Below are 18,958 nucleotides of genomic sequence, written 5' to 3'. Positions count from 1 at the left end.
AAAGGCGGAAAGCGGGAAGCGGGAAGCGGGAAGCGAGAACGTCGGGACGGCACCACTCAAGGGCCGTCCCGCCGCCCGGCCCGTCAGCGCTTGCCCGCGCTCAGCGCGCCGGACGCCGATGCCGCGTCGCCCTCGTCGTGCTCGCCGCTCATGTCGCGCGCCCCCCAGCGCTGCGCGAGCGCCGCGCACGCCATCAGCTGGATCTGGTGGAACAGCATCAACGGCAGCACGATCGCGCCGACCGCGTTCGCCGAGAAGATCACCTTCGCCATCGGCACGCCGGCCGCGAGGCTCTTCTTCGACCCGCAGAAGATGATCGTGATCTGGTCGGCGCGGTTGAAGCCGAGCCGCTTGCTGACGAACGCGGTCAGCAGCAACGCGATCGCGAGCAGCACGAGGTTGACGACGAGCAGGCCGCCAAGCGCGCGCGGCGGGATCTGGTGCCACAGGCCTTCGTTGACGGCCTCGCTGAAGGCGACGTAGACGACCAGCAGGATCGAGCCCTGGTCGACGAAGCGCAACACGCCGCGGTTGCGGTCGATCCAGCCGCCGATCACGGGCCGCAGCAACTGGCCGGCGAGGAACGGCACGAGCAGCTGCATCACGATGCTGCCGACGGTGCTCCACGGCGACGCGGCGGCCGCCGACTGCGACGTGATCATCAGTCCGACGAGCGCCGGCGTGACGAAGATCCCGAGCAGGCTCGACGCGGATGCCGCGCACACGGCGGCCGGCACGTTGCCCTTCGCGATCGACGTGAACGCGATCGACGACTGGACCGTCGACGGCAGCGTGCACAGGAACAGCACGCCCGCGTACAGCGTCGGCGTGACGAGCGGCTGCAGCACGGGCTTCAGCGCGAGGCCGAGCAGCGGGAACAGCGCGAACGTGCTGAGCAGCACGACCGCGTGCAGCCGCCAGTGAGTCGCACCCGCGACCACGGCTTCGCGCGACAGCTTCGCGCCGTGCAGGAAGAACAGCAGGCCGACGGCGATGTTGGTCGCCCAGTTGAACGCATGGGCGGCCGGGCCGCGGCACGGCAGGAAGCTCGCGAGCACGACGGTGCCGACGAGCGCGAGCGTGAAGTTGTCGGGAAGAAAACGGGGACGGGCCATCGGGAACTCGATTCGGAAACGACGAAGGCGCGCGTCGCGCGCGCGGATGGCGCCATTGTCCCGGTCCGCGATTCACTACACAAATGCATTGTGGGAATCGATTGATGAGCCAGTCTCATGCAACAGCGCCCGCGGCACCGGCCCGGCCGTGCGCAAAACGGCAGAAGAATGTTCTGTCGCGGTCGCGCCCGGAAGTGAAAAAACCTAGCAGTAACATGGTGTTACACCGATGCCGGCGACATAACACTTTTTGGCTCGACACGCTTTCGGCCCGCTCATAAATTACTGCTGAAAGCCTTGGGTCGGCCGAAAGGAGCCGGCGGCGGGCGTGGACAGGCACTGAACGATGACGGAACGGGTGAAACGGAAGATCGGACGATGGGTGGCAGGCGTGCTCGGCGCGCTGCTGTTGCCGCTCGCGCTCGCGCAACCGCCCCACGGCGGCGGTCATGCGTTCGGCGGCCACGGCTTCGGTGGCGGCGACATGCGCGCGTACGGTCAGCCGGCTGGTGGCGGCCCCGTCTGGCGCCGCGTGGCGCCCCTGGCCGGCGCACGCGCCGGCGGCGTGAACGGCTCCGGCTCCCGCTGGGGGCTGCGGCCGACGCCGTCGTATGGCCACTACGCCGCGCAAAGCCCGTATCGTCCGATCAGCGCCGACGTGCGCCAGGTGCCGCGCCCGCCGGGCGGCGGCAACGTGCCGCTGCGCGCCGGTTCGATCCGCGCCGACGTCGCGCGCTACAACGAGGAGCGCGGCGGACGTCCGATGCCGCCGCCCCGCTCGCAGGAAGAGCCTGCGCACTCGCCGTATTTCTCCCCGTTCTACCGAAACTGAGCGCCCCCGCGCGCGTCCCTCCGCCGGCTGATGCGAATTCGCCACAGTCGCGCACAGATTTCCGCTGATTTTCCCGTCGCATTGCGCTATCTTTCGCGCCCGGCTCGCGTGTGCCCCGCTGCCGTCCCGCCGCGCGACCGCGTTCGTGCGGGGCCGCCGGCAGGCGCCCGGCCATGTATCCATTCCGCGAAGTTAATGCTGGCGCTATACCAGCAATAAGTGTGCGCAATTTTGGCCGGACGAATGATCCGTAAAGATGGCTGCGCCCCATACGACGCAAGCACTCGGCTCCAAAAAACAACGCTCGCGCCACTTATCGACCATTCGACAAAATCTGGAGATCCAATGAAAGCATTTGCTCGCCGTGCGTCGCGCACGTCCGTCAAGCTGATCGCCGCGGCCGCCTGCGTGGCGGCTGCCGCTCCCGTCCATGCGCAGTCGAGCGTGTCGCTCTACGGTCAGGTCGACGAATGGGTCGGCGCAACCAAGTTCCCGGGCGGCAACCGTGCGTGGAACGTGAGCGGCGGCGGGATGTCGACGTCGTACTGGGGCCTGCACGGCGCCGAGGATCTCGGTAACGGCTACAAGGCAATCTTCACGCTGGAAAGCTTCTTCCGCGCACAGAACGGCCAGTTCGGCCGCTTCCAGGGCGACACGTTCTTCGCCCGCAACGCGTACGTCGGCATCGATTCGCCGTACGGCACGGTGACGGCCGGCCGCCTGACGACGCACCTGTTCCTGTCGACGATCCTGTTCAACCCGTTCTACGACTCGTACACCTTCTCGCCGATGGTGTACCACGTGTTCCTCGGCCTCGGCACGTTCCCGACCTACCCGAGCGACCAGGGTGCCGTCGGTGATTCGGGCTGGAACAACGCGCTGTCGTACACGTCGCCTTCGTTCGGTGGCCTGAATTTCGGCGCGATGTACGCACTCGGCAACCAGGCCGGCGACAACGGCTCGAAGAAGTGGAGCGCGCAGTTCAACTACGCGAACGGCCCGTTCGCGGCGACCGCGGTCTACCAGTACGTGAACTTCAACAACGGCCCGCGCGACCTGAGCGCGCTGGTGGCCGGCATGAAGAGCCAGGGCATCGCGCAAGTCGGCGCGACCTACGACCTGAAGTTCGTGAAGCTGTTCGGCCAGTACATGTACACGAAGAACGACCAGGTCGCGGGCAGCTGGCACGTGAACACCGCGCAGGGCGGCGTGTCGGTGCCGCTCGGCGTGGGCAACGCGATGGCGTCGTATGCGTACTCGCGCGATTCGGGCGGCCTCGACCAGACGCGCCAGACCTGGGCCGTCGGCTACGACTATCCGCTGTCCAAGCGCACGGACGTCTACGCCGCGTACATGAACGACCACATCAGCGGCCTGTCGACCGGCAACACGTTCGGCGCCGGCATCCGCGCGAAGTTCTGACGCGCACGCGTGACCGGTGCGCCGGACGCGCGCGAAAAGCGCGTCCGGACTGCATGTTTTCCCGCCAAAACGGCGCTGCGACCCCGCGGCGCCGTTTTGCCTTTCTTGACCTTTCTGTTTCTCCGCCTTTGTTACCCTATCTCGTAATTGGACCATTCCCCGTCATTACGAGCTAGTTCGATGGATACCCTCGTCAGCATGAATGTGTTTCGCTACGTCGTCGAAGTGGGCAGCTTCGTCGGCGCGGCCGAGCGCATGCAGATGTCGGCTGCGATGGCGAGCAAGCACGTGATGCATCTCGAGCAGCAGCTCGGCGCACGGCTGCTGCATCGCACGACACGACGCGTCGCCCCTACCGAGGCGGGACGCGAATACTATGAGCGCCTCGTGCAGGCGCTATCCGAACTCGACGAAGCCGGGCAGGCCGTCGGCGCCGCGAGCGTGGTGCCGCAAGGCCGGCTGCGCGTGACGTCGCTATCGGCGTTCGGGCTGCGGCACGTGATGCAGGCCGTCACCGATTACGCGGGCCGGTTCCCGGACGTGACCGTCGACATGACGCTGTCCGATCGCGTGGTCGACCTGATCGAGGAAGGCTACGACGTCGCGGTGCGCGCGGCGCCGAACGGATTGAAATCGTCGTCGCTGGTCGCGCGGCAGATCGCGACCGCGCACATCCTGCTGGTCGCGTCGCCCGAGTATCTCGAGAAGCACGGCACGCCCGCGACGATCGGCGATCTCGCGCACCACAACTACCTGCGGCGCGACTCGAATTCGACGATGCTCGACTCGCTGGTGATCGACGCGGCCGCCGCGTCGCGCGTGAACCTCAACGGCAACCTGATCGTGAACCATCTCGAAGGGCTGCGTGCGGCCGTGCTCGCGGGCGCGGGCATCGCGCTGCTCGGCACCGAGGTGGTCGGCGACGACATCGAGTCCGGCCGGCTCGTGCCGGTGCTGCTCGATGCGGTGCCGCCGCACGAGGCGCCGATCTACGCGGTCTACGCGAGCCGTCGTCACGTCTCCGCGAAGGTGCGTTCGTTCGTCGACTTCCTGGCGGCGCGTTTCGAAGGGCAGTCGCTGTGCCCGTCGATCGAATCGCGCCTGCGCGTGCTGCCGATCACGCGGATGAAGCGCGCGGTCTGAGCCGCCGCGTGCCCCGTTACAGCGGGGCGATGAAAAAAGCGCGAACCGCAGCGGTTCGCGTTTTTGTTTTGTCCGACGGCATGCGCGCCGATGGCGGCCGTCATGGCCGCCGCATCCGTCAGCGCGGAATGCCGAGTCGCGCCTTCGCGTCGTCGTATTCGCGCTTCAGGCGCTCGACGAGCGCGCCCACGCTCGGCAGGTCGTCCATCAGGCCGACGCCCTGGCCGGCGCCCCAGATATCCTTCCACGCCTTCGTCTTGTCGCTGCCGAAATTCATCTTGGTCTTGTCGGATTCCGGCAGTGCGTCCGGATCGAGGCCGGCCTTCTCGATGCTCTCGCGAATGTAGTTGCCGTGCACGCCGGTGAAGAGGTTCGTGTAGATGATGTCCGACGATTTCGCGTTCACGATCGCGTGCTTGTAGTCGTCGATCGCGTGCGCTTCCTGCGTCGCGATGAAGCGCGTGCCCATGTACGCGAAGTCCGCGCCCATCGCTTGCGCCGCGAGGATCGAGCCGCCGTTCGCGATCGCGCCCGACAGCACGATCGGGCCGTCGAAGATCTTGCGGACTTCGCCGACGAGCGCGAACGGCGACGTCGTGCCCGCATGGCCGCCTGCGCCGGCCGCGACGAGGATCAGCCCGTCGACACCGGCTTCGAGCGCCTTCTGCGCGTGGCGCAGGTTGATCACGTCGTGCAGCACGATGCCGCCGTAGCTGTGCACCGCGTCGACGATCTCGCGCGCCGGGGCGCGCAGGCTCGTGATGAAGATCGGCACCTTGTGCTCCACGCACACGCGCACGTCGTGCTCGAGCCGCGCATTCGACTGATGGACGATCTGGTTGACCGCGATCGGGCCGATCACCGCGCCGGGATTTTTTGCCTGGTGGTCGGCGAGCTCGGACTGGATCTGCGTGAGCCATTCGTCGAGCAGTTCGGCCGGACGGGCGTTGAGCGCGGGGAACGAACCGACGATGCCCGCCTTGCATTGCGCGAGCACGAGTTCGGGGTAGCTGACGATGAACATCGGCGACGCGATGACGGGCAGCGTCAGGTTCTGCAGGACGGTGGGCAATGCCATGTGATGTCTCCAGTCTCCAGGGGCGCCCGCGCGGTTGCGCCGGCGCCATGCTTTGCGGTCGAACGGTGATTCGAGTGTAGCTGCGAAACGATGTCGTCCTTATTAATACGAACGATCGTGCGATTCTACGCGAGCTTAACAAAATGCGCGGTGTGCCGGCAATCGAGTGAGTGTTCTCTTTCTACGGATTCTGGCTGTTGCCCCGCTGTGCAGAGGCACAAGCGCTCATAAAATAGCCGCCATAACAAACCAACGAGAAATAAACCATGTCGTTTGAGGCGTTTGCACCGTTTCGCGTGACGGTGCAGGACACCGACATCTTCGGTGTCAAAGGCGGCGCGGGTCCGCCGCTCCTGTTGCTGCACGGACATCCGCAAACCCACATGATCTGGCATCGCGTGGCCGCGACGCTCGCGAATCATTTCACGGTGATCGCCACCGACCTGCGCGGCTACGGCGCGTCGGGCAAGCCGCCGAGCGACGCGCAGCACGTGCCGTATTCGAAACGGGCGATGGCGGCCGACCAGGTCGCCGTGATGCGGCATTTCGGCTTCGAGCACTTCCATGTGTGCGCGCACGATCGCGGCGCGCGGGTCGCGCACCGGCTCGCGCTCGATCATCCGGACGCGGTCGAACGGATGATGTTGCTCGACATCGCACCGACGCTCGCGATGTACGAGAAAACCGATCGCGCGTTCGCGACCGCGTATTTCCACTGGTTCTTCCTGATCCAGCCGGCGCCGCTGCCCGAGACGCTGGTCGGCGCGCATACCGATGCGTACATCGAGCGCGTGATGGGCAACCGGTCCGCCGGGCTCGCGCCGTTCGCGCCCGAGGCGCTCGCCGCGTACCGCGCCGCGCTCGCGCAGCCGGGCGCCGTGCATGCAATGTGCGAGGACTACCGCGCGTCCGCGACGATCGATCTCGAGCACGACCGTGCGGATCTCGAGCGCGGCAACAAGGTCGCGTGCCCGCTGCGCGTGCTGTGGGGCGAGAACGGAATCGTCGGCCGCTGCTTCGATCCGCTCGACGAATGGCGCCGTGTCGCGCGCGACGTCAGCGGCCGCGCGCTCGAGTGCGGGCACTACATTCCGGAAGAGGCGCCCGTCGCGCTGATCGACGAACTGCTGGCGTTCTTCGACGCGCGCGACGCGGCTGCATGACGGTACGCGTGGGCACGTCGGCGGGGCGGCCGCGTACCGGCTCGTTCAGCGGTGCGCGCCGTCGTCCTCGACGAGCGGCGGCAGCCGGCGCGGCACCGGTGTCGACTTCACGATCGCGGTGCTCGTCTCGGCGCGCTCCGTCACTTTCGACAGGATGTCGTCGAGGTGCGCGATCGTGCGCAGGTAGAGCCGGCAGATGAAGCAGTCGTCGCCGGTCACCTTGTCGCACTCCACGAATTCGGGAATCCGCCGCAGCATCTCTTCGACGAGATGCAGCTGGCCGGGCAGCGGTTTCACGCGGACGATCGCCTGCAGCGTGTAGCCGAGCGCGCGCGGATCGAGCTCGACGGTGAACGCGGCGATCACGCCTTGCGCCTCGAGCCGTCGCACGCGGTCGGCGGTCGCGGGTGCCGACAACCCGATCTGCCGGGCGAGTTCGCTGGTGGCGATGCGCGCGTCGTCGGCCAGCGCCGCGAGGATCGCGCGGTCGGTCGCGTCGAGCGACGCGACGGCGGGCGGGGAAAGGCGTTTCGGCATGATCGCTTTGCTTTCGAAGGTGAATCGGTCGATTCACTTCAGTTTAGCCGTGGCTGCCGCGAAAGCAAGTTTCTAGAATCGAAGTCATCCACTCTTCTGAACGGAGTTCACGATGGCTTCGAATGAAATTCGCCGCGGCGCCGCCGAGATGGTCGTCGCGATGATGATGTCCGGTACGATCGGCTGGCTCGTGATGTCGTCGCGGCAGCCGCTGACGAACGTCGTGTTTTTCCGCTGCCTGTTCGGCGCCGCGACGCTCGCGATCGTCTGCGCGGCGTTCGGGTTCCTGCGCCGCGCGCTGTTCTCGCCGCGGATGCTCGCGCTGGCGACCCTCGGCAGCGTCGCGATCGTCGCGAACTGGCTGCTGCTGTTCGCCGCCTATTCGCGCGCGTCGATCTCGATGGCGACCGCCGTCTACAACACGCAGCCGTTCATGCTCGTCGCGCTCGGCGCGATCGTGTTCCGCGAGCGGATCACCGCGTCGACGCTCGCGTGGCTCGCGCTCGCCTTCGTCGGGCTCGTCGCCGTGGTGCGCGTCGAGCCGGCCGTGCTCGCGGTGCCGGGCGAATATCTGGAAGGCGTCGCGCTGTCGCTCGGCGCGGCGTTCCTGTATGCGATCTCGTCGATCGTCACGAAGCACCTGAAGGGCACGCCGCCGCACCTGCTCGCGTTGCTGCAGGCCGGCCTCGGCGTCCTGCTGCTCGCGCCGTTCGCGCACTTCGGCACGTTGCCGGCGACCGCCGGGCAGTGGCTCGACCTCGTCGTGCTCGGCGTCGTGAACACCGGCCTGATGTATGTGCTGCTGTACGGCGCGATCCAGAAGCTGCCGACCGCGATGACCGGCGCGCTGTCGTTCGTCTATCCGGTCGTCGCGATCGTCGTCGATCACGTCGCGTTCGGGCAGACGCTCGCGTGGACGCAGGTGGTCGGCGCGCTGCTGATCCTGCTCGCGGCGGCCGGCGTGAATCTCGGCTGGCGCATCGTGCCGGCCCGTCGTGCGGCCGTCGGTCACTGAAACGGTCGTGCGATTCGGCGCGCCGCCGCGGAGCCGCGCAGCAGCGCGTCGAATGCGTATTTCAGGGGCGCGTATTGCGCGGAGAGGGCGCGTGCGTGACGAGCAAAAGCCGTGCGCGCGCACGGGTCCGGGACGCTGTAAGAAGTTGTAGGGAAACACCCGATGCGATGCGGCCGCGTCGCTCGTATGATGCGGGCTGTGACGTTGATCACGTTCACAGGATTCCGATCTCATGCCGTTCGCCTGTCAGGCTGAACGGCTTTTTTTTATGCGCCGCTTCTCGCCAGCAGACGCCGCCGCGCATCGAGCCGCGCGAGCAACGCGCGCCGCGCGTCGTCGTCCGACGCACGCCATCCCTTGATCTCGTCGCGCGTGCGCAGGCAGCCCGCGCACCAGTCGGTGCGCGGATCGATCCGGCATACGTCGGTGCACGGCGATGCGACCGTGGCGACCGGCACCGTCACCGGCACGTCGCTCATGCGGGCTCCCGCAACGCGACGTCCGCGACCGGCGCGCCCGTCAGCGACACGAGTTCGTTCGGCGACAGGTTGAACACCGCGTGCGGATGGCCGGCGGCCGCCCACAGGCTGTCGAGCGCGAGCAGGTCGGCGTCGATCAGCGTGACGGGTTCGACGAGATGGCCGATCGGGCAGACGCCGCCGATCGCATAGCCGGTGTTGTCGCGCACGAACTTCGCGTCCGCGCGGCCGACCGCGCCGACTTGCGCGGCGACCTTCTTCTCGTCGACGCGATTCACGCCGCTCGCGACCACGAGCACCGGCGCGCCGTCCGACTGGCGGCGAAACAGGATCGACTTCGCGATCTGCGCGACCGAGCAGCCGAGCCCGGCCGCGGCTTCGGCCGAGGTCTTGCCGGTTTCGGCGAGCATCACGATGCCTTTCGCATGGCCGCGCTCGCGCAGCAGCAGCGCGACGCGTCGCGCGGAGTCGGGGAGGGAATCGAATGAAGCAGGTGTCGTCATGTTGAGGAATCCATCGAATACCGGGGTCATACGCAGTTCGCGGCGTCGGCCGCGCTCTGCGCCTTGGCGAGCAGGGCGCGACCGGCGCGTGACACGTTCGCGCGGCCGATCGCGTTCGAGATGAAGTCGCCGGCGGCGACGACCTGCGCGAGGTCGATGCCGGTGTCGATGCCGAGGCCCTGCATCAGGTACAGCACGTCCTCGGTCGCGACGTTGCCGGTCGCGCCCTTCGCGTACGGGCAGCCGCCCAGGCCCGCGACCGACGCATGGAAGATCTCGATCCCTTCGAACAGCGCCGCGTAGATGTTCGCGAGCGCCTGGCCGTAGGTGTCGTGGAAGTGGCCCGACAGGCGTTCGCGCGGGAACACGCGCGTGACGGCCGCGAGCACTTCGCGCGTGCGCTTCGGCGTGCCGACGCCGATCGTGTCGGCGATGTCGATCTCGTCGCAGCCGAGCGCCGCGAAGCGTTCGACGACGTCGACGACCGATGCGACCGGCACGTCGCCCTGGTACGGGCAGCCGAGCGTGCACGACACGCTGCCGCGCAGCCGCAGGCCCGCATCCTTCGCCGCCTTCGCGACGGGCTCGAAGCGCGCGATGCTCTCGGCGATGCTGCAGTTGATGTTCCGCTGCGAGAACGCCTCGCTCGCCGCGCCGAAGATCACGACTTCGTCCGCGCGCGCCGCGACCGCGTTCTCGAAGCCCTTCAGGTTCGGCGTGAGCACCGAGTACACGGTGCCCGCGCGGCGCTCGATGCCGGCCATCACGTCGGCGCCGTCGGCCATCTGCGGCACCCATTTCGGCGACACGAACGACGCGGCCTCGACGTTGCGGAAGCCGGCGTGCGACAGGCGGTCGACGAGCGCGATCTTCACGTCGGTCGGCACGAAGGTCTTCTCGTTCTGCAGCCCGTCGCGCGGGCCGACTTCGACGATCTTGACGGCGGTGGGGAACGTCATGGTTGTCTCCTGGTGTGCTTGTAGGTTCAGTAGCCGCGTGCGTAGTCGACGATGCCGCCGACACGCTCGCCGCGCTCGAGCGCGCGGATCTTGCCGGCGATCTGGGCGACGGCCTCGTCGCGCAGCGTCTCGGCCGAGCTGTGCGGCGTGATCGTGATGCGCGGCGCGTGCCAGAACGGGTGGTCCTCCGGCAGCGGCTCGCGATGGAACACGTCGAGCGTCGCGGCGGCGATCTGGCCGCTCGCGAGCGCGTCGAGCAGGTCGGCTTCGACGAGATGCGCGCCGCGTGCGACGTTGACGACATACGCGCCGGGCGCGAGCCGTGCGAACGTGCGCGCCGCGAGGATGCCGTCGGTGTCGGGCGTGCTCGGCAACAGGTTGACGAGCACCTTCGCGCCGTCGATGCACGCATCGAATGCGCCGTCGCCGGCGAAAGTCGTCACGCCGTCGAGCTGCTTCGCGCTGCGGCTGTAGCCGCGCACGGGCAGGCCGAGGGCGGCGAGCGCGCGCGCGACTTGCGCGCCTAGCACGCCGAGGCCGAGCACGGCGACGGTGAAGCTGGCGCGCGTATGCGGTTCGAGCGGTTGCCAGCGGCGCTCGCGCTGCAGCACTTCGTATTCGTCGAAGCGGCGCAGGTAGCGCAGCACCGCGTGCGTCACGTATTCGACCATCTGCTGCGCCATGCCCGAATCTTCGAGCCGCACGAGCGGCACGTGCCGCGGCAGCGTGCCCGGATGCGCGTGCTCGAGCGCGAGCAGCGCGTCGACGCCGGCGCCGAGGTTGAAAATCGCGCGCAGGCCGTCGCGCGGGGCGAAGAATTCGCGCGGCGCGCGCCAGACGAGCGCGTAGTCGGCGGCGGCCGTGTCGCCCGGCTGCCACGCGCGCAGTTCGGCTTCCGGCAGCGCATGCGCGATCGCGTCGCGCCACGCGGCGGCTTCCTGGTGCGGGGAATGGAACAGGATCTTCATTGGATGACGGCGCGCGCGCCGGCGAGGCGCGTCACGGGAACGGCGAGCGGGGCCGGGCGCGGCGCGCCGGCGGGCGTAGCGGACATCGGGCGTCTCCTGACGACCGGGCACCCGGCGCGTCGGCGCCCGGCCCCGGTTCCGTGTGAAGCTGACGGGAAGCCCACATTCTACGGTCTCGCGGCGCATCGCGCGCCGGTGCACGGGGCGGGCGGACGCCCCCGATGGCCCGCCCCCGGATGGCCGGCCCACTTAAAAGCAAAGCACAAAATATTGGTTCGGCCGCCGCGGACGCCGCGCCACAATCGAATCCCGTCTTCAAGCAAGCGAGGGCAATCATGCGCGCATGCAGCAAATCGGCGTGGCCGCCGCGGCTCGTCACCGTTCCGGGCCTGCACGGCAGCGAAGGCGCTCACTGGCAGACCTGGCTCGAACGGCAGTTCCCGCGCTCGCTGCGCGTCGAACAGGACGACTGGGATGCGCCCGATCTCGCGCGCTGGGCGCAATCGGTGCGCGCGTTGCTCGACCGCGAACGCGGCCCGTTCGTGCTGGCCGCACACAGCTTCGGCTGCCTCGCGGCCGCGCATGCGCTTGCTCAGTGGCCGCATACGGGCGATGTCGCGGGCGTGCTGCTCGTCGCGCCCGCCAGTCCGAAGAAATTCACGTTTGCCGGGCCGTTCGACGCGCGCCGGCTCGCCGTGCCGTCGATCGTGATCGGCAGCGAAACCGATCCGTGGATGCCGCTCGCCGACGCGCGCACGCTCGCGCAGCATCTGGGCAGCGCGTTCGTGAACCTCGGCGACGCGGGGCACATCAATACCGCGGCCGGCTTCGGGCCGTGGCCGCGCGCGAAGTACTTCATCGACACGCTCGTCCACTGCGCGGCACCGCTGCGCTTTCGCGACGCGGACGACGGCTTCGAAACCGCGCTCGTCGACCGCGCGCTTGCGCACGCCGTCTGACGCGCCGGGCGGCGCGGCGCGTGCCGCGCGGCGGCTGTCGCGGCATCGCGCGCCGTTGCGCTCGCGGCGCGCGCACGGGCCTGACGCCGGCCGGATCCGAATCGCTCGGCCGACCGGGCTCGGCGTGGCCCGCGAGGTGGCGCGACGTCATGCCGTTTGCGCCACCGCCGACCGTGACGTCATGTCAGCGACGCCTCCCAACGAAATCCCACCGCTCGCCCCGAGCGGGTCCGACTCACATCACGTGGTGACGGGATCAGCCCGGTGACGACACTGCCGCGCTGGACGCGGCTGCATTCGCGGCGGGCTTCGCATCGTCGTCGTCATCGGGCGGGTAATGCACGACGGGCGGCGCGAGCGGCGCGGCATCGGACGCGGCGGTATTCGCGCGCGCGTCGCTGTTGAACGCGCTGGCGGCGCCGCTCGATGCGCCGCCGGCCTGCTGCGCGGCGTCGGTCGCGTTGGCGTCGTGCGGCGCGTCGTCGCTGCAGGCGGCGACGAAAACGGCGGCACACAGAACGACGGCGACGAAAACGCGACGCATGACTTCTCTCCTGGCAGGCTGATCGGGAAACGTTTTCGAGTATGCCGCCGCGATGCGACGTTTCGGTGAATCGTTTGCGATGCGAGTGCAATCGCGACCTGTTTTCGTCAGGCTGACGGAACGCCTTCGCGGCGATCCGCCACCATGCGTGGCGGAATTTCCCGGCAGAGACGGATGCTGCGCGCATTTACACGGCGCGCAATGACGCGACCCGGCCCCGGCGACGCGAGCGCCATGCGCGCCGTGGTACATGCACCCGGCAACTTGCGACCGATGTGTGGCCGGATGCACCGGAAAACCGGGCGTTATTGCCGCTTCGCCAGCGAACGGCCAGCCGCGCGCCAGCGTGCTGTCATGAAGGCAGGGTCAGCGGCAACGTGTTCCGTCTGCCACCCGGCGCGCGTCGCGCACGGATGACCGGCGCGGCACAGCGGCGTTGCCCCGCCGTTTCGCGGCACCGGAATTGCTCAATGCAGACGCGCGTGCCGACCGCGCCGCCATCCGGGCGCGGGCGGCACATCCGCGTCCGTCAACCATGGAGCGAGCAGAAGTCATGTCCAGCGATCGATCCGAATCTCCGTCTGCCGAACCGGCGCGCGATGCCGCCCCGTCGCCGCGCGGGCCCGGCCATTCAGCGGCGCCGCGGTTGCCGCACGATACGCCGTCCAGTGCCGCGCGGCGCCACTTCCTGCAATCCGCGGCGGCTGCCGCGACCGTCAGCGCCGCATCGCACGTTCATCCGCAGCCGTCGCACGCGGCATCCACGCCGGCCGCGCCCCGCCGCGATACGGTGCCGGCGCAGCCCGTGCGTTTCGACATCAACGGGCGCGCGTACACGCTGCAGCTCGAACCGCGCGTCACGCTGCTCGACGCACTGCGCGAATACGCCGGGCTCACGGGCACGAAGAAGGGCTGCGATCGCGGGCAGTGCGGCGCATGCACGGTGCTCGTCGACGGGCGGCGCATCAACGCATGCCTGACGCTCGCGGTGATGCACGAAGGCGCGCGGATCACGACCGTCGAAGGGCTCGCGCGCGCCGGCGTGCTGAGCCCGGTGCAGCGCGCATTCGTCGAATGCGATGCGTTCCAGTGCGGCTACTGCACGTCCGGCCAGCTTTGCTCGGCGACCGCGCTGCTCGACGAGTTCGCGGCGGGGGCCGGGAGCGCCGCCACCGACGACGTGCGGCGCCGTCCCGCGCAGCTGTCGGACGACGAGATCCGCGAGCGCATGAGCGGCAACCTGTGCCGCTGCGGCGCGTACCCGAACATCGTCGCCGCCGTGCGCGCCGCGCACGCGGCGCGCGGCTAGCCGACGGAGGGCACCGCAATGGAAGCGATCTCCTACGAACGCGCGACCGACGTCGCCGGCGCCGTGCGCGCGGCGCAGCGGTCCGGCGCCGCCTTCATCGGCGGCGGCACGAACCTGCTGGACCTGATGAAGGGCGGCGTCGCGCGGCCCGTCACGCTCATCGACATCACGCGGATCGCGGGCCTGGATACGGTCGATGCGCTGCCCGGCGGCGGCGTGCGCATCGGCGCGCTCGTGCGCAACAGCGATGCGGCCGATCATCCGCGCCTGCGCGCCGACTATCCGCTGCTGTCGCAGGCGCTGCTCGCCGGCGCGTCCGCGCAATTGCGCAACATGGCGACCGTCGGCGGCAACCTGATGCAGCGCACGCGCTGCCCGTATTTCTACGATCCCGCGTTCGCGCAGTGCAACAAGCGCGAGCCGGGCAGCGGCTGTGCGGCGATCGGCGGCCACAACCGGATGCACGCGATCCTCGGCGCCAGCCCCCAGTGCGTGGCGGTGAACCCGTCGGACATGAGCGTCGCGCTCGCCGCGCTCGACGCCGTCGTGCAGGTGAGCGGCCCGCGCGGCGCGCGGCAGATTCCGATCGCATCGTTTCACCGCTTGCCGGGAGATCGTCCCGACCTCGACACGACGCTCGAGCCGGGCGAGCTGATCACCGCGGTGGACTTGCCGCCGCCGCGCTTCGCCGACCATGCGCACTATCTGAAAGTGCGCGATCGCGCGAGCTACGCGTTCGCGCTGGTGTCGGTCGCGGCTGCGCTGCGGATGAACGGCCCGCGTGTCGCCGACGCACGGATCGCGCTCGGCGGCGTCGCGCACAAGCCGTGGCGGGCGATGGAGGCGGAAGCGCATCTCGCGGGCCGCACACCGACCGACGCGACGTTGCGCGAGGCGGCCGCGCTGGCGTTGCGCGACGCGCGTCCGCTCGACGGTAACGGCTTCAAGGTCGCGCTCGCGCAGCGGGCGATCGTCCGTGCGGTCGAAACGGCAGCCGCCATGCCGGGAGGTGCAGCATGAACACGATGACGGGACAACCGCTGGACCGTGTCGACGGCGTGCTCAAGGTGACGGGCGGCGCACACTACGCGGCCGAATTCTCCGATGCGCGGCTCGCGCACGCGGTGCTCGTGACGAGCACGATCGCATCCGGGCGGATCGAGTCGATCGATGCGGCGCGCGCCCGCGCGATGCCGGGCGTGCTGATCGTGATCACGCACGAGAACGCGATGCGGCTGCCCGACGGCGGCCGGCCGCCGCTGTCGCCGCCCGCCGGGCGCCGGCTCACGTTGCTGCAGGACGACACGGTGCGCTACAGCAACGAACCCGTCGCGGTCGTCGTCGCCGAAACGCTCGAGCAGGCGACCGACGCCGCGCATGCCGTACACGTGCGCTATCGCGCGAGCGATGCCGTGGCGGATTTCGCGCAGGCGTTGCGCGACGCGCGCGTGCCGCCGAAGCAGCAGGGCCGCCCGATGGATACGCAGCGCGGCGACGTCGATGCGGGTCTGCGCGAAGGCGCGGTGCGCATCGACGCGACCTATACGACGCCGATGCAGCATCACAACCCGATCGAGCCGCATGCGACGCTGGCGCGCTGGGACGGCCCGACGCTCACGCTGCACGATGCGACACAGGGCGTGTCGGGCGCGAGCACGGCGGTGGCCGCGGTCTTCGGCATCGCGCCGGACCACGTGCGCGTGATTTCACCGTTCCTCGGCGGCGGCTTCGGCTGCAAGGGTTCGTCGTGGTCGCACGTGTCGTTGTGCGCGATGGCCGCGAAGCAGGTCGGGCGCCCGGTTCGTCTCGCGCTGACGCGGCCGCAGATGTTCGGCCCGGTCGGCGGGCGGCCGTTCACCGAACAGCGCGTCGTGCTGGCCGCCCGCCAGGACGGCACGTTGACGGCGATGCGCCACGACACGATCGCCACCACGTCGATGTTCGAGGACTGGATGGAGATGTGCGGGATGCCGTCGCGGATCATGTACGCGGTGCCCAACCACGCGACTACGCACCGGATCGTGTCGCTGAACGTCGGCACGCCGACGTTCATGCGCGCGCCCGGCGAGGCGTCGGGCTCGTTCGCACTGGAATCGGCGATGGACGAACTCGCGTGGCGGCTCGGCATGGACCCGGTCGCGCTGCGGCTCGCGAATTACGCGGCGGTCGATCCGCAGGACGGCAAGCCATGGTCGAGCAACAAGCTGCGCGAATGCTACGAGGTCGGCGCGCGGCGCTTCGGCTGGTCGCGCCGCACCGGCGCGCCGCGCACGATGCGCGACGGCGACACCCTGATCGGCCTCGGGATGGCGGCCGCCACGTATCCGGCGAACCGCAGCGAAGCGTCGGCGCGGGCGCGCATCTTGCCGGACGGCACGGCCGAAGTCGCGTCGGGCACGCAGGACATCGGCACCGGCACCTACACGGTGATGACGCAGGTCGCGGCCGATGCGCTCGGTTTCTCGCCGCAGAACGTGCGCTTCGCGCTCGGCGATTCCAGCCTGCCGCGTGCGCCCGTATCGGGCGGCTCGCAGTCGGCGGCGAGCGTGGCGCCGGCCGTGCGCGAGGCCGCGCTGCAGGCGCGCGCGAAGCTGGTCGCGCTGGCGGTCGCCGCCCCCGGATCGCCGCTGCACGGTGCCGCGGCCGACGACGTGACGGTCGATAACGGCTGGGTCGTGCATCGCGGCGACCCTTCGCGGCGCGATCCGGCCGCGGCGGTGATCGCGCGCGCGGGCGGTCAGCCGATCGACGCGCAGGCGACGACGAAGCCGGGCGACGAGAAGTCGCGCTATGCGTCTCATTCGTTCGGCGCGGTGTTTGCCGAAGTGCACGTCGATGCCGAACTCGGCACGATTCGCGTACCGCGCATCGTCGGCGTCTACAGCGTCGGCAGCCTGCTCAACGCGAAAACGGCACGCAGCCAGTTGATCGGCGGGATGGTGTGGGGGTTCGGCACCGCGCTCGAGGAAGGCTCGCATCTCGACGTGCGGCACGGCCGCTTCACGAATGCGAATCTCGCTGAATATCACGTGCCCGTGAACGCGGACATCGGCGAGCTGGATGTAAGTTTCGTCGACGAGCGCGACACGCATTTCAATCCGCTCGGCATTCGCGGCATCGGCGAGATCGGCATCACCGGTGTGCCGGCCGCGATCGCCAATGCGGTCTATCACGCGACCGGCGTGCGGGTGCGGGATCTGCCGATCACGCTCGACAAGGTGGCGATGCCGATGCGGGCGTGAGCGCCGGCGTCAGCGCCGCGGCGTCCTGCGCCGCACCTCGCTGCGCAGCCAGTCGAGCCACGTGCGGATCGCCGCTTCGTGCGGATGGCCGGGGCGCCACACGACGTAGTGCGCATACACGTCGGTGATGCGCACCGTCGACACGCGCACGAGCGTGCCATTCGCGAGCTCGGGCTCGATCAGCGAGCGGCGCGCGAGGGCGACGCCGCGCCCCTTCAGCGTCGCGTCGATCAGCGCGTTCGGATCGGTGAAACGCGGCGCGCGTGCGGATTCGGTGAGGTCGAGCCGCGCGGCCTGGAGCCACGGTTCCCACGGTTGGGCGGGATGACGCAGCAGCGTCGCGCGCACGAGATCGGCCGGCACGCGCGGCGCGACGCCGTCGCGATTGCGGTACGCGGGGCTCGCGACCGGAAAGATCGTCTCGTTCATCAGCTTCTCGGCGACGACGCCCGGCCACGTGCCGGGCCCGTAGCGCAGCGCGACGTCGATGCGGTCGCGCTTGCGCAGCGGTGCGAGCGCCACGTCCGGGTGCAGCACGATCGCGATGCGCGGATGCGCCGCCGCGAAGCGCGGCAGGCGCGGCGCGAGCCAGCGCTCGGCGACGCTCGGCAGCACGCTGACGTTCAGCGTGACGTCGCAGGTGCGCGGGCGACTGCGCACGGTGAGCGCCGGCTCGAACGCGCGCTCGAGCACGCTGAGGCCCTGGCGCACCTGCAGTGCGAGCGCGTGCGCGGCGTGCGTCGGCGTCGCGCCGTTACGTTCGCGCGTGAAGAGCGGATAGCCGAGCTGCGCCTCGAGCGCGCGGATGTGCTGGCTGACAGCGCCTTGCGTGAGCGCCAGTTCATCGGCCGCACGCGTGAAGCTCTGCAGCCGCACGGCGGTCTCGAACGCGCGCAGCGTCTGCAGCGGAGGAAGGTGGATGCGTCGCATGCGGGTATTAGTAACACTAATGTCCGAGCACGACAATTCATCGTTTGCGGCGGGCGGGCACGCGTTCCTACACTCGGTTCCGTCTTCCACCTCCCCGTCGGGCCCCACCACCATGAACGCCTATCGTCTCTATCTTTCGCCGGGCGCCTGCTCGCTTGCCGTCCACATCGCCCTGGAGGAAACCGGCGCGCCGTTCGACGTCGAGATCGTCTCCGTGCAGAAGCAGCAAAACCTCGAGGCGCGCTATCTCGCGATCAACGCGAAGGCGCGCGTGCCGGTGCTCGCGATTCCGGGCGAGCCGCACGTGCTGACCGAAACGCCGGCGATCCTCACGTATCTCGCGCGCCGTTATCCCGAGGCGCAATTGCTGCCGTTTGGGGACCCGCTGCGCGAGGCACGGTGCGACGAATGGCTCGCGTGGCTGGTCGGCTGGGTGCATGGCGTCGGCTATGGCGCGCTGTGGCGGCCGGGCCGCTTCATCGGCGATCCGGCCCTGCATGGCGAGGTCCGTGCGCATGGCCGACGCACGATCGAAGCCGCGAACGAAACGATCGAAGCCGCGCTCGCCGACGGCCGCACGTGGGCGGAGCCGGGCGCGCATTCGATCGTCGATCCGTTCCTGTTCGTGCTGTATCGCTGGGGCGTCGCGATCGGGCTCGACATGACGCGGCATGCGGCTTGGACTGCCCACGCGCAGCGCGAGGCCGAGCGGCCGGCGTCGCGGCGTGCGCTGGCGCGCGAGGCGGCCTGATGGATTGCG

19 protein-coding genes are annotated in these 18,958 nt (G+C 69.4%); 10 read left to right on the top strand and 9 right to left on the bottom strand.

Annotation, left to right across the window (positions count from 1 at the left end; genetic code table 11):
* Positions 1-83: 83 nt before the first annotated feature.
* Positions 84-1,115, bottom strand: a complete 1,032-nt coding sequence (locus CFB47_RS17015) for a bile acid:sodium symporter family protein (RefSeq protein ID WP_089441178.1) — start codon at positions 1,113-1,115, stop codon at positions 84-86.
* A gap of 346 nt (positions 1,116-1,461) precedes the next feature.
* Between CFB47_RS17015 and CFB47_RS17010 the strand changes: the two genes are divergently transcribed.
* The 3 genes from CFB47_RS17010 (at position 1,462) to CFB47_RS17000 (ending at position 4,512) form a co-directional block, all read left to right on the top strand.
* Complete coding sequence (locus tag CFB47_RS17010; protein WP_089441177.1) at positions 1,462-1,947, top strand: peptide-binding protein; 486 nt, start codon at positions 1,462-1,464, stop codon at positions 1,945-1,947.
* A gap of 345 nt (positions 1,948-2,292) precedes the next feature.
* Positions 2,293-3,369, top strand: a complete 1,077-nt coding sequence (locus CFB47_RS17005; protein WP_089441176.1) for a porin — start codon at positions 2,293-2,295, stop codon at positions 3,367-3,369.
* Between the two features lie 180 nt (positions 3,370-3,549).
* A complete protein-coding gene (locus CFB47_RS17000) occupies positions 3,550-4,512 on the top strand; it encodes a LysR family transcriptional regulator (RefSeq protein WP_039346485.1) in 963 nt (320 codons plus the stop codon).
* A gap of 118 nt (positions 4,513-4,630) precedes the next feature.
* Here the strand turns inward: CFB47_RS17000 and CFB47_RS16995 are convergent, their stop codons facing one another.
* Positions 4,631-5,590 carry a nitronate monooxygenase family protein gene (locus CFB47_RS16995; protein ID WP_089461731.1) on the bottom strand — a complete coding sequence of 320 codons (960 nt, stop codon included), beginning with the start codon at positions 5,588-5,590 and terminating at the stop codon, positions 4,631-4,633.
* A 266-nt stretch (positions 5,591-5,856) separates the two neighbouring features.
* Between CFB47_RS16995 and CFB47_RS16990 the strand changes: the two genes are divergently transcribed.
* Complete coding sequence (locus CFB47_RS16990) at positions 5,857-6,753, top strand: alpha/beta fold hydrolase (protein WP_089441174.1); 897 nt, start codon at positions 5,857-5,859, stop codon at positions 6,751-6,753.
* Between the two features lie 45 nt (positions 6,754-6,798).
* On the opposite strand, the gene CFB47_RS16985 is transcribed toward CFB47_RS16990, so the two are convergent.
* Entirely contained in the window at positions 6,799-7,290 is a 492-nt protein-coding gene (locus tag CFB47_RS16985) for an Lrp/AsnC family transcriptional regulator (protein ID WP_011353413.1), read from the bottom strand.
* 112 nt (positions 7,291-7,402) lie between these two features.
* Here CFB47_RS16985 and CFB47_RS16980 point away from each other — a divergent pair, with 112 nt between their 5' ends.
* Entirely contained in the window at positions 7,403-8,305 is a 903-nt protein-coding gene (locus CFB47_RS16980; protein WP_089461730.1) for a DMT family transporter, read from the top strand.
* Positions 8,306-8,571: 266 nt separating this feature from the next.
* Here the strand turns inward: CFB47_RS16980 and CFB47_RS16975 are convergent, their stop codons facing one another.
* The 4 genes from CFB47_RS16975 to CFB47_RS16960 are packed head-to-tail and all read right to left on the bottom strand — an operon-like array spanning position 8,572 to position 11,214.
* A complete protein-coding gene (locus CFB47_RS16975; protein WP_089441172.1) occupies positions 8,572-8,784 on the bottom strand; it encodes a DUF1289 domain-containing protein in 213 nt (70 codons plus the stop codon).
* Positions 8,781-9,287, bottom strand: coding sequence for a YbaK/EbsC family protein (locus CFB47_RS16970; RefSeq protein ID WP_089441171.1), 507 nt, complete (start codon positions 9,285-9,287; stop codon positions 8,781-8,783). The genes CFB47_RS16975 and CFB47_RS16970 overlap by 4 nt, the downstream gene beginning before the upstream one ends.
* Before the next feature lie 26 nt (positions 9,288-9,313).
* Entirely contained in the window at positions 9,314-10,246 is a 933-nt protein-coding gene (locus CFB47_RS16965) for a hydroxymethylglutaryl-CoA lyase (RefSeq protein ID WP_089426474.1), read from the bottom strand.
* 26 nt (positions 10,247-10,272) lie between these two features.
* Positions 10,273-11,214, bottom strand: coding sequence for a glyoxylate/hydroxypyruvate reductase A (locus CFB47_RS16960; RefSeq protein ID WP_089461729.1), 942 nt, complete (start codon positions 11,212-11,214; stop codon positions 10,273-10,275).
* 335 nt (positions 11,215-11,549) lie between these two features.
* Here CFB47_RS16960 and CFB47_RS16955 point away from each other — a divergent pair, with 335 nt between their 5' ends.
* Entirely contained in the window at positions 11,550-12,173 is a 624-nt protein-coding gene (locus CFB47_RS16955; RefSeq protein WP_089457037.1) for an alpha/beta hydrolase, read from the top strand.
* 256 nt (positions 12,174-12,429) lie between these two features.
* On the opposite strand, the gene CFB47_RS16950 is transcribed toward CFB47_RS16955, so the two are convergent.
* The gene (locus tag CFB47_RS16950) at positions 12,430-12,717 is read right to left on the bottom strand and encodes a hypothetical protein (protein WP_089461728.1); all 288 of its coding nucleotides are present in this window, start codon (positions 12,715-12,717) and stop codon (positions 12,430-12,432) included.
* A gap of 553 nt (positions 12,718-13,270) precedes the next feature.
* Here CFB47_RS16950 and CFB47_RS16945 point away from each other — a divergent pair.
* Genes CFB47_RS16945 through CFB47_RS16935 form a run of 3 tightly spaced genes read left to right on the top strand, consistent with a single transcriptional unit; the run spans position 13,271 to position 17,268 of the window.
* Entirely contained in the window at positions 13,271-14,026 is a 756-nt protein-coding gene (locus CFB47_RS16945; RefSeq protein ID WP_089461727.1) for a (2Fe-2S)-binding protein, read from the top strand.
* An 18-nt stretch (positions 14,027-14,044) separates the two neighbouring features.
* Positions 14,045-15,046: a xanthine dehydrogenase family protein subunit M gene (locus CFB47_RS16940; RefSeq protein WP_089461726.1), complete on the top strand. Its 1,002-nt coding sequence runs from the start codon at positions 14,045-14,047 to the stop codon at positions 15,044-15,046.
* A complete protein-coding gene (locus CFB47_RS16935) occupies positions 15,043-17,268 on the top strand; it encodes a xanthine dehydrogenase family protein molybdopterin-binding subunit (RefSeq protein WP_089461725.1) in 2,226 nt (741 codons plus the stop codon). Before CFB47_RS16940 ends, CFB47_RS16935 begins: the two co-directional genes overlap by 4 nt.
* A gap of 9 nt (positions 17,269-17,277) precedes the next feature.
* On the opposite strand, the gene CFB47_RS16930 is transcribed toward CFB47_RS16935, so the two are convergent.
* Positions 17,278-18,198, bottom strand: coding sequence for a LysR substrate-binding domain-containing protein (locus CFB47_RS16930; RefSeq protein ID WP_089457034.1), 921 nt, complete (start codon positions 18,196-18,198; stop codon positions 17,278-17,280).
* Positions 18,199-18,310: 112 nt separating this feature from the next.
* Here CFB47_RS16930 and CFB47_RS16925 point away from each other — a divergent pair, with 112 nt between their 5' ends.
* Positions 18,311-18,949: a glutathione S-transferase family protein gene (locus CFB47_RS16925; RefSeq protein WP_089461724.1), complete on the top strand. Its 639-nt coding sequence runs from the start codon at positions 18,311-18,313 to the stop codon at positions 18,947-18,949.
* The last annotated feature ends 9 nt before the right edge of the window (positions 18,950-18,958 follow it).

The sequence above is a fragment of the Burkholderia sp. AU27893 genome, from assembly GCF_002223205.1.
In the GTDB taxonomy this organism is placed as follows: domain Bacteria; phylum Pseudomonadota; class Gammaproteobacteria; order Burkholderiales; family Burkholderiaceae; genus Burkholderia.
The sequence above is the reverse complement of the archived record's forward strand: the minus strand, read 5'-3'. Positions and strand labels throughout refer to the sequence as shown.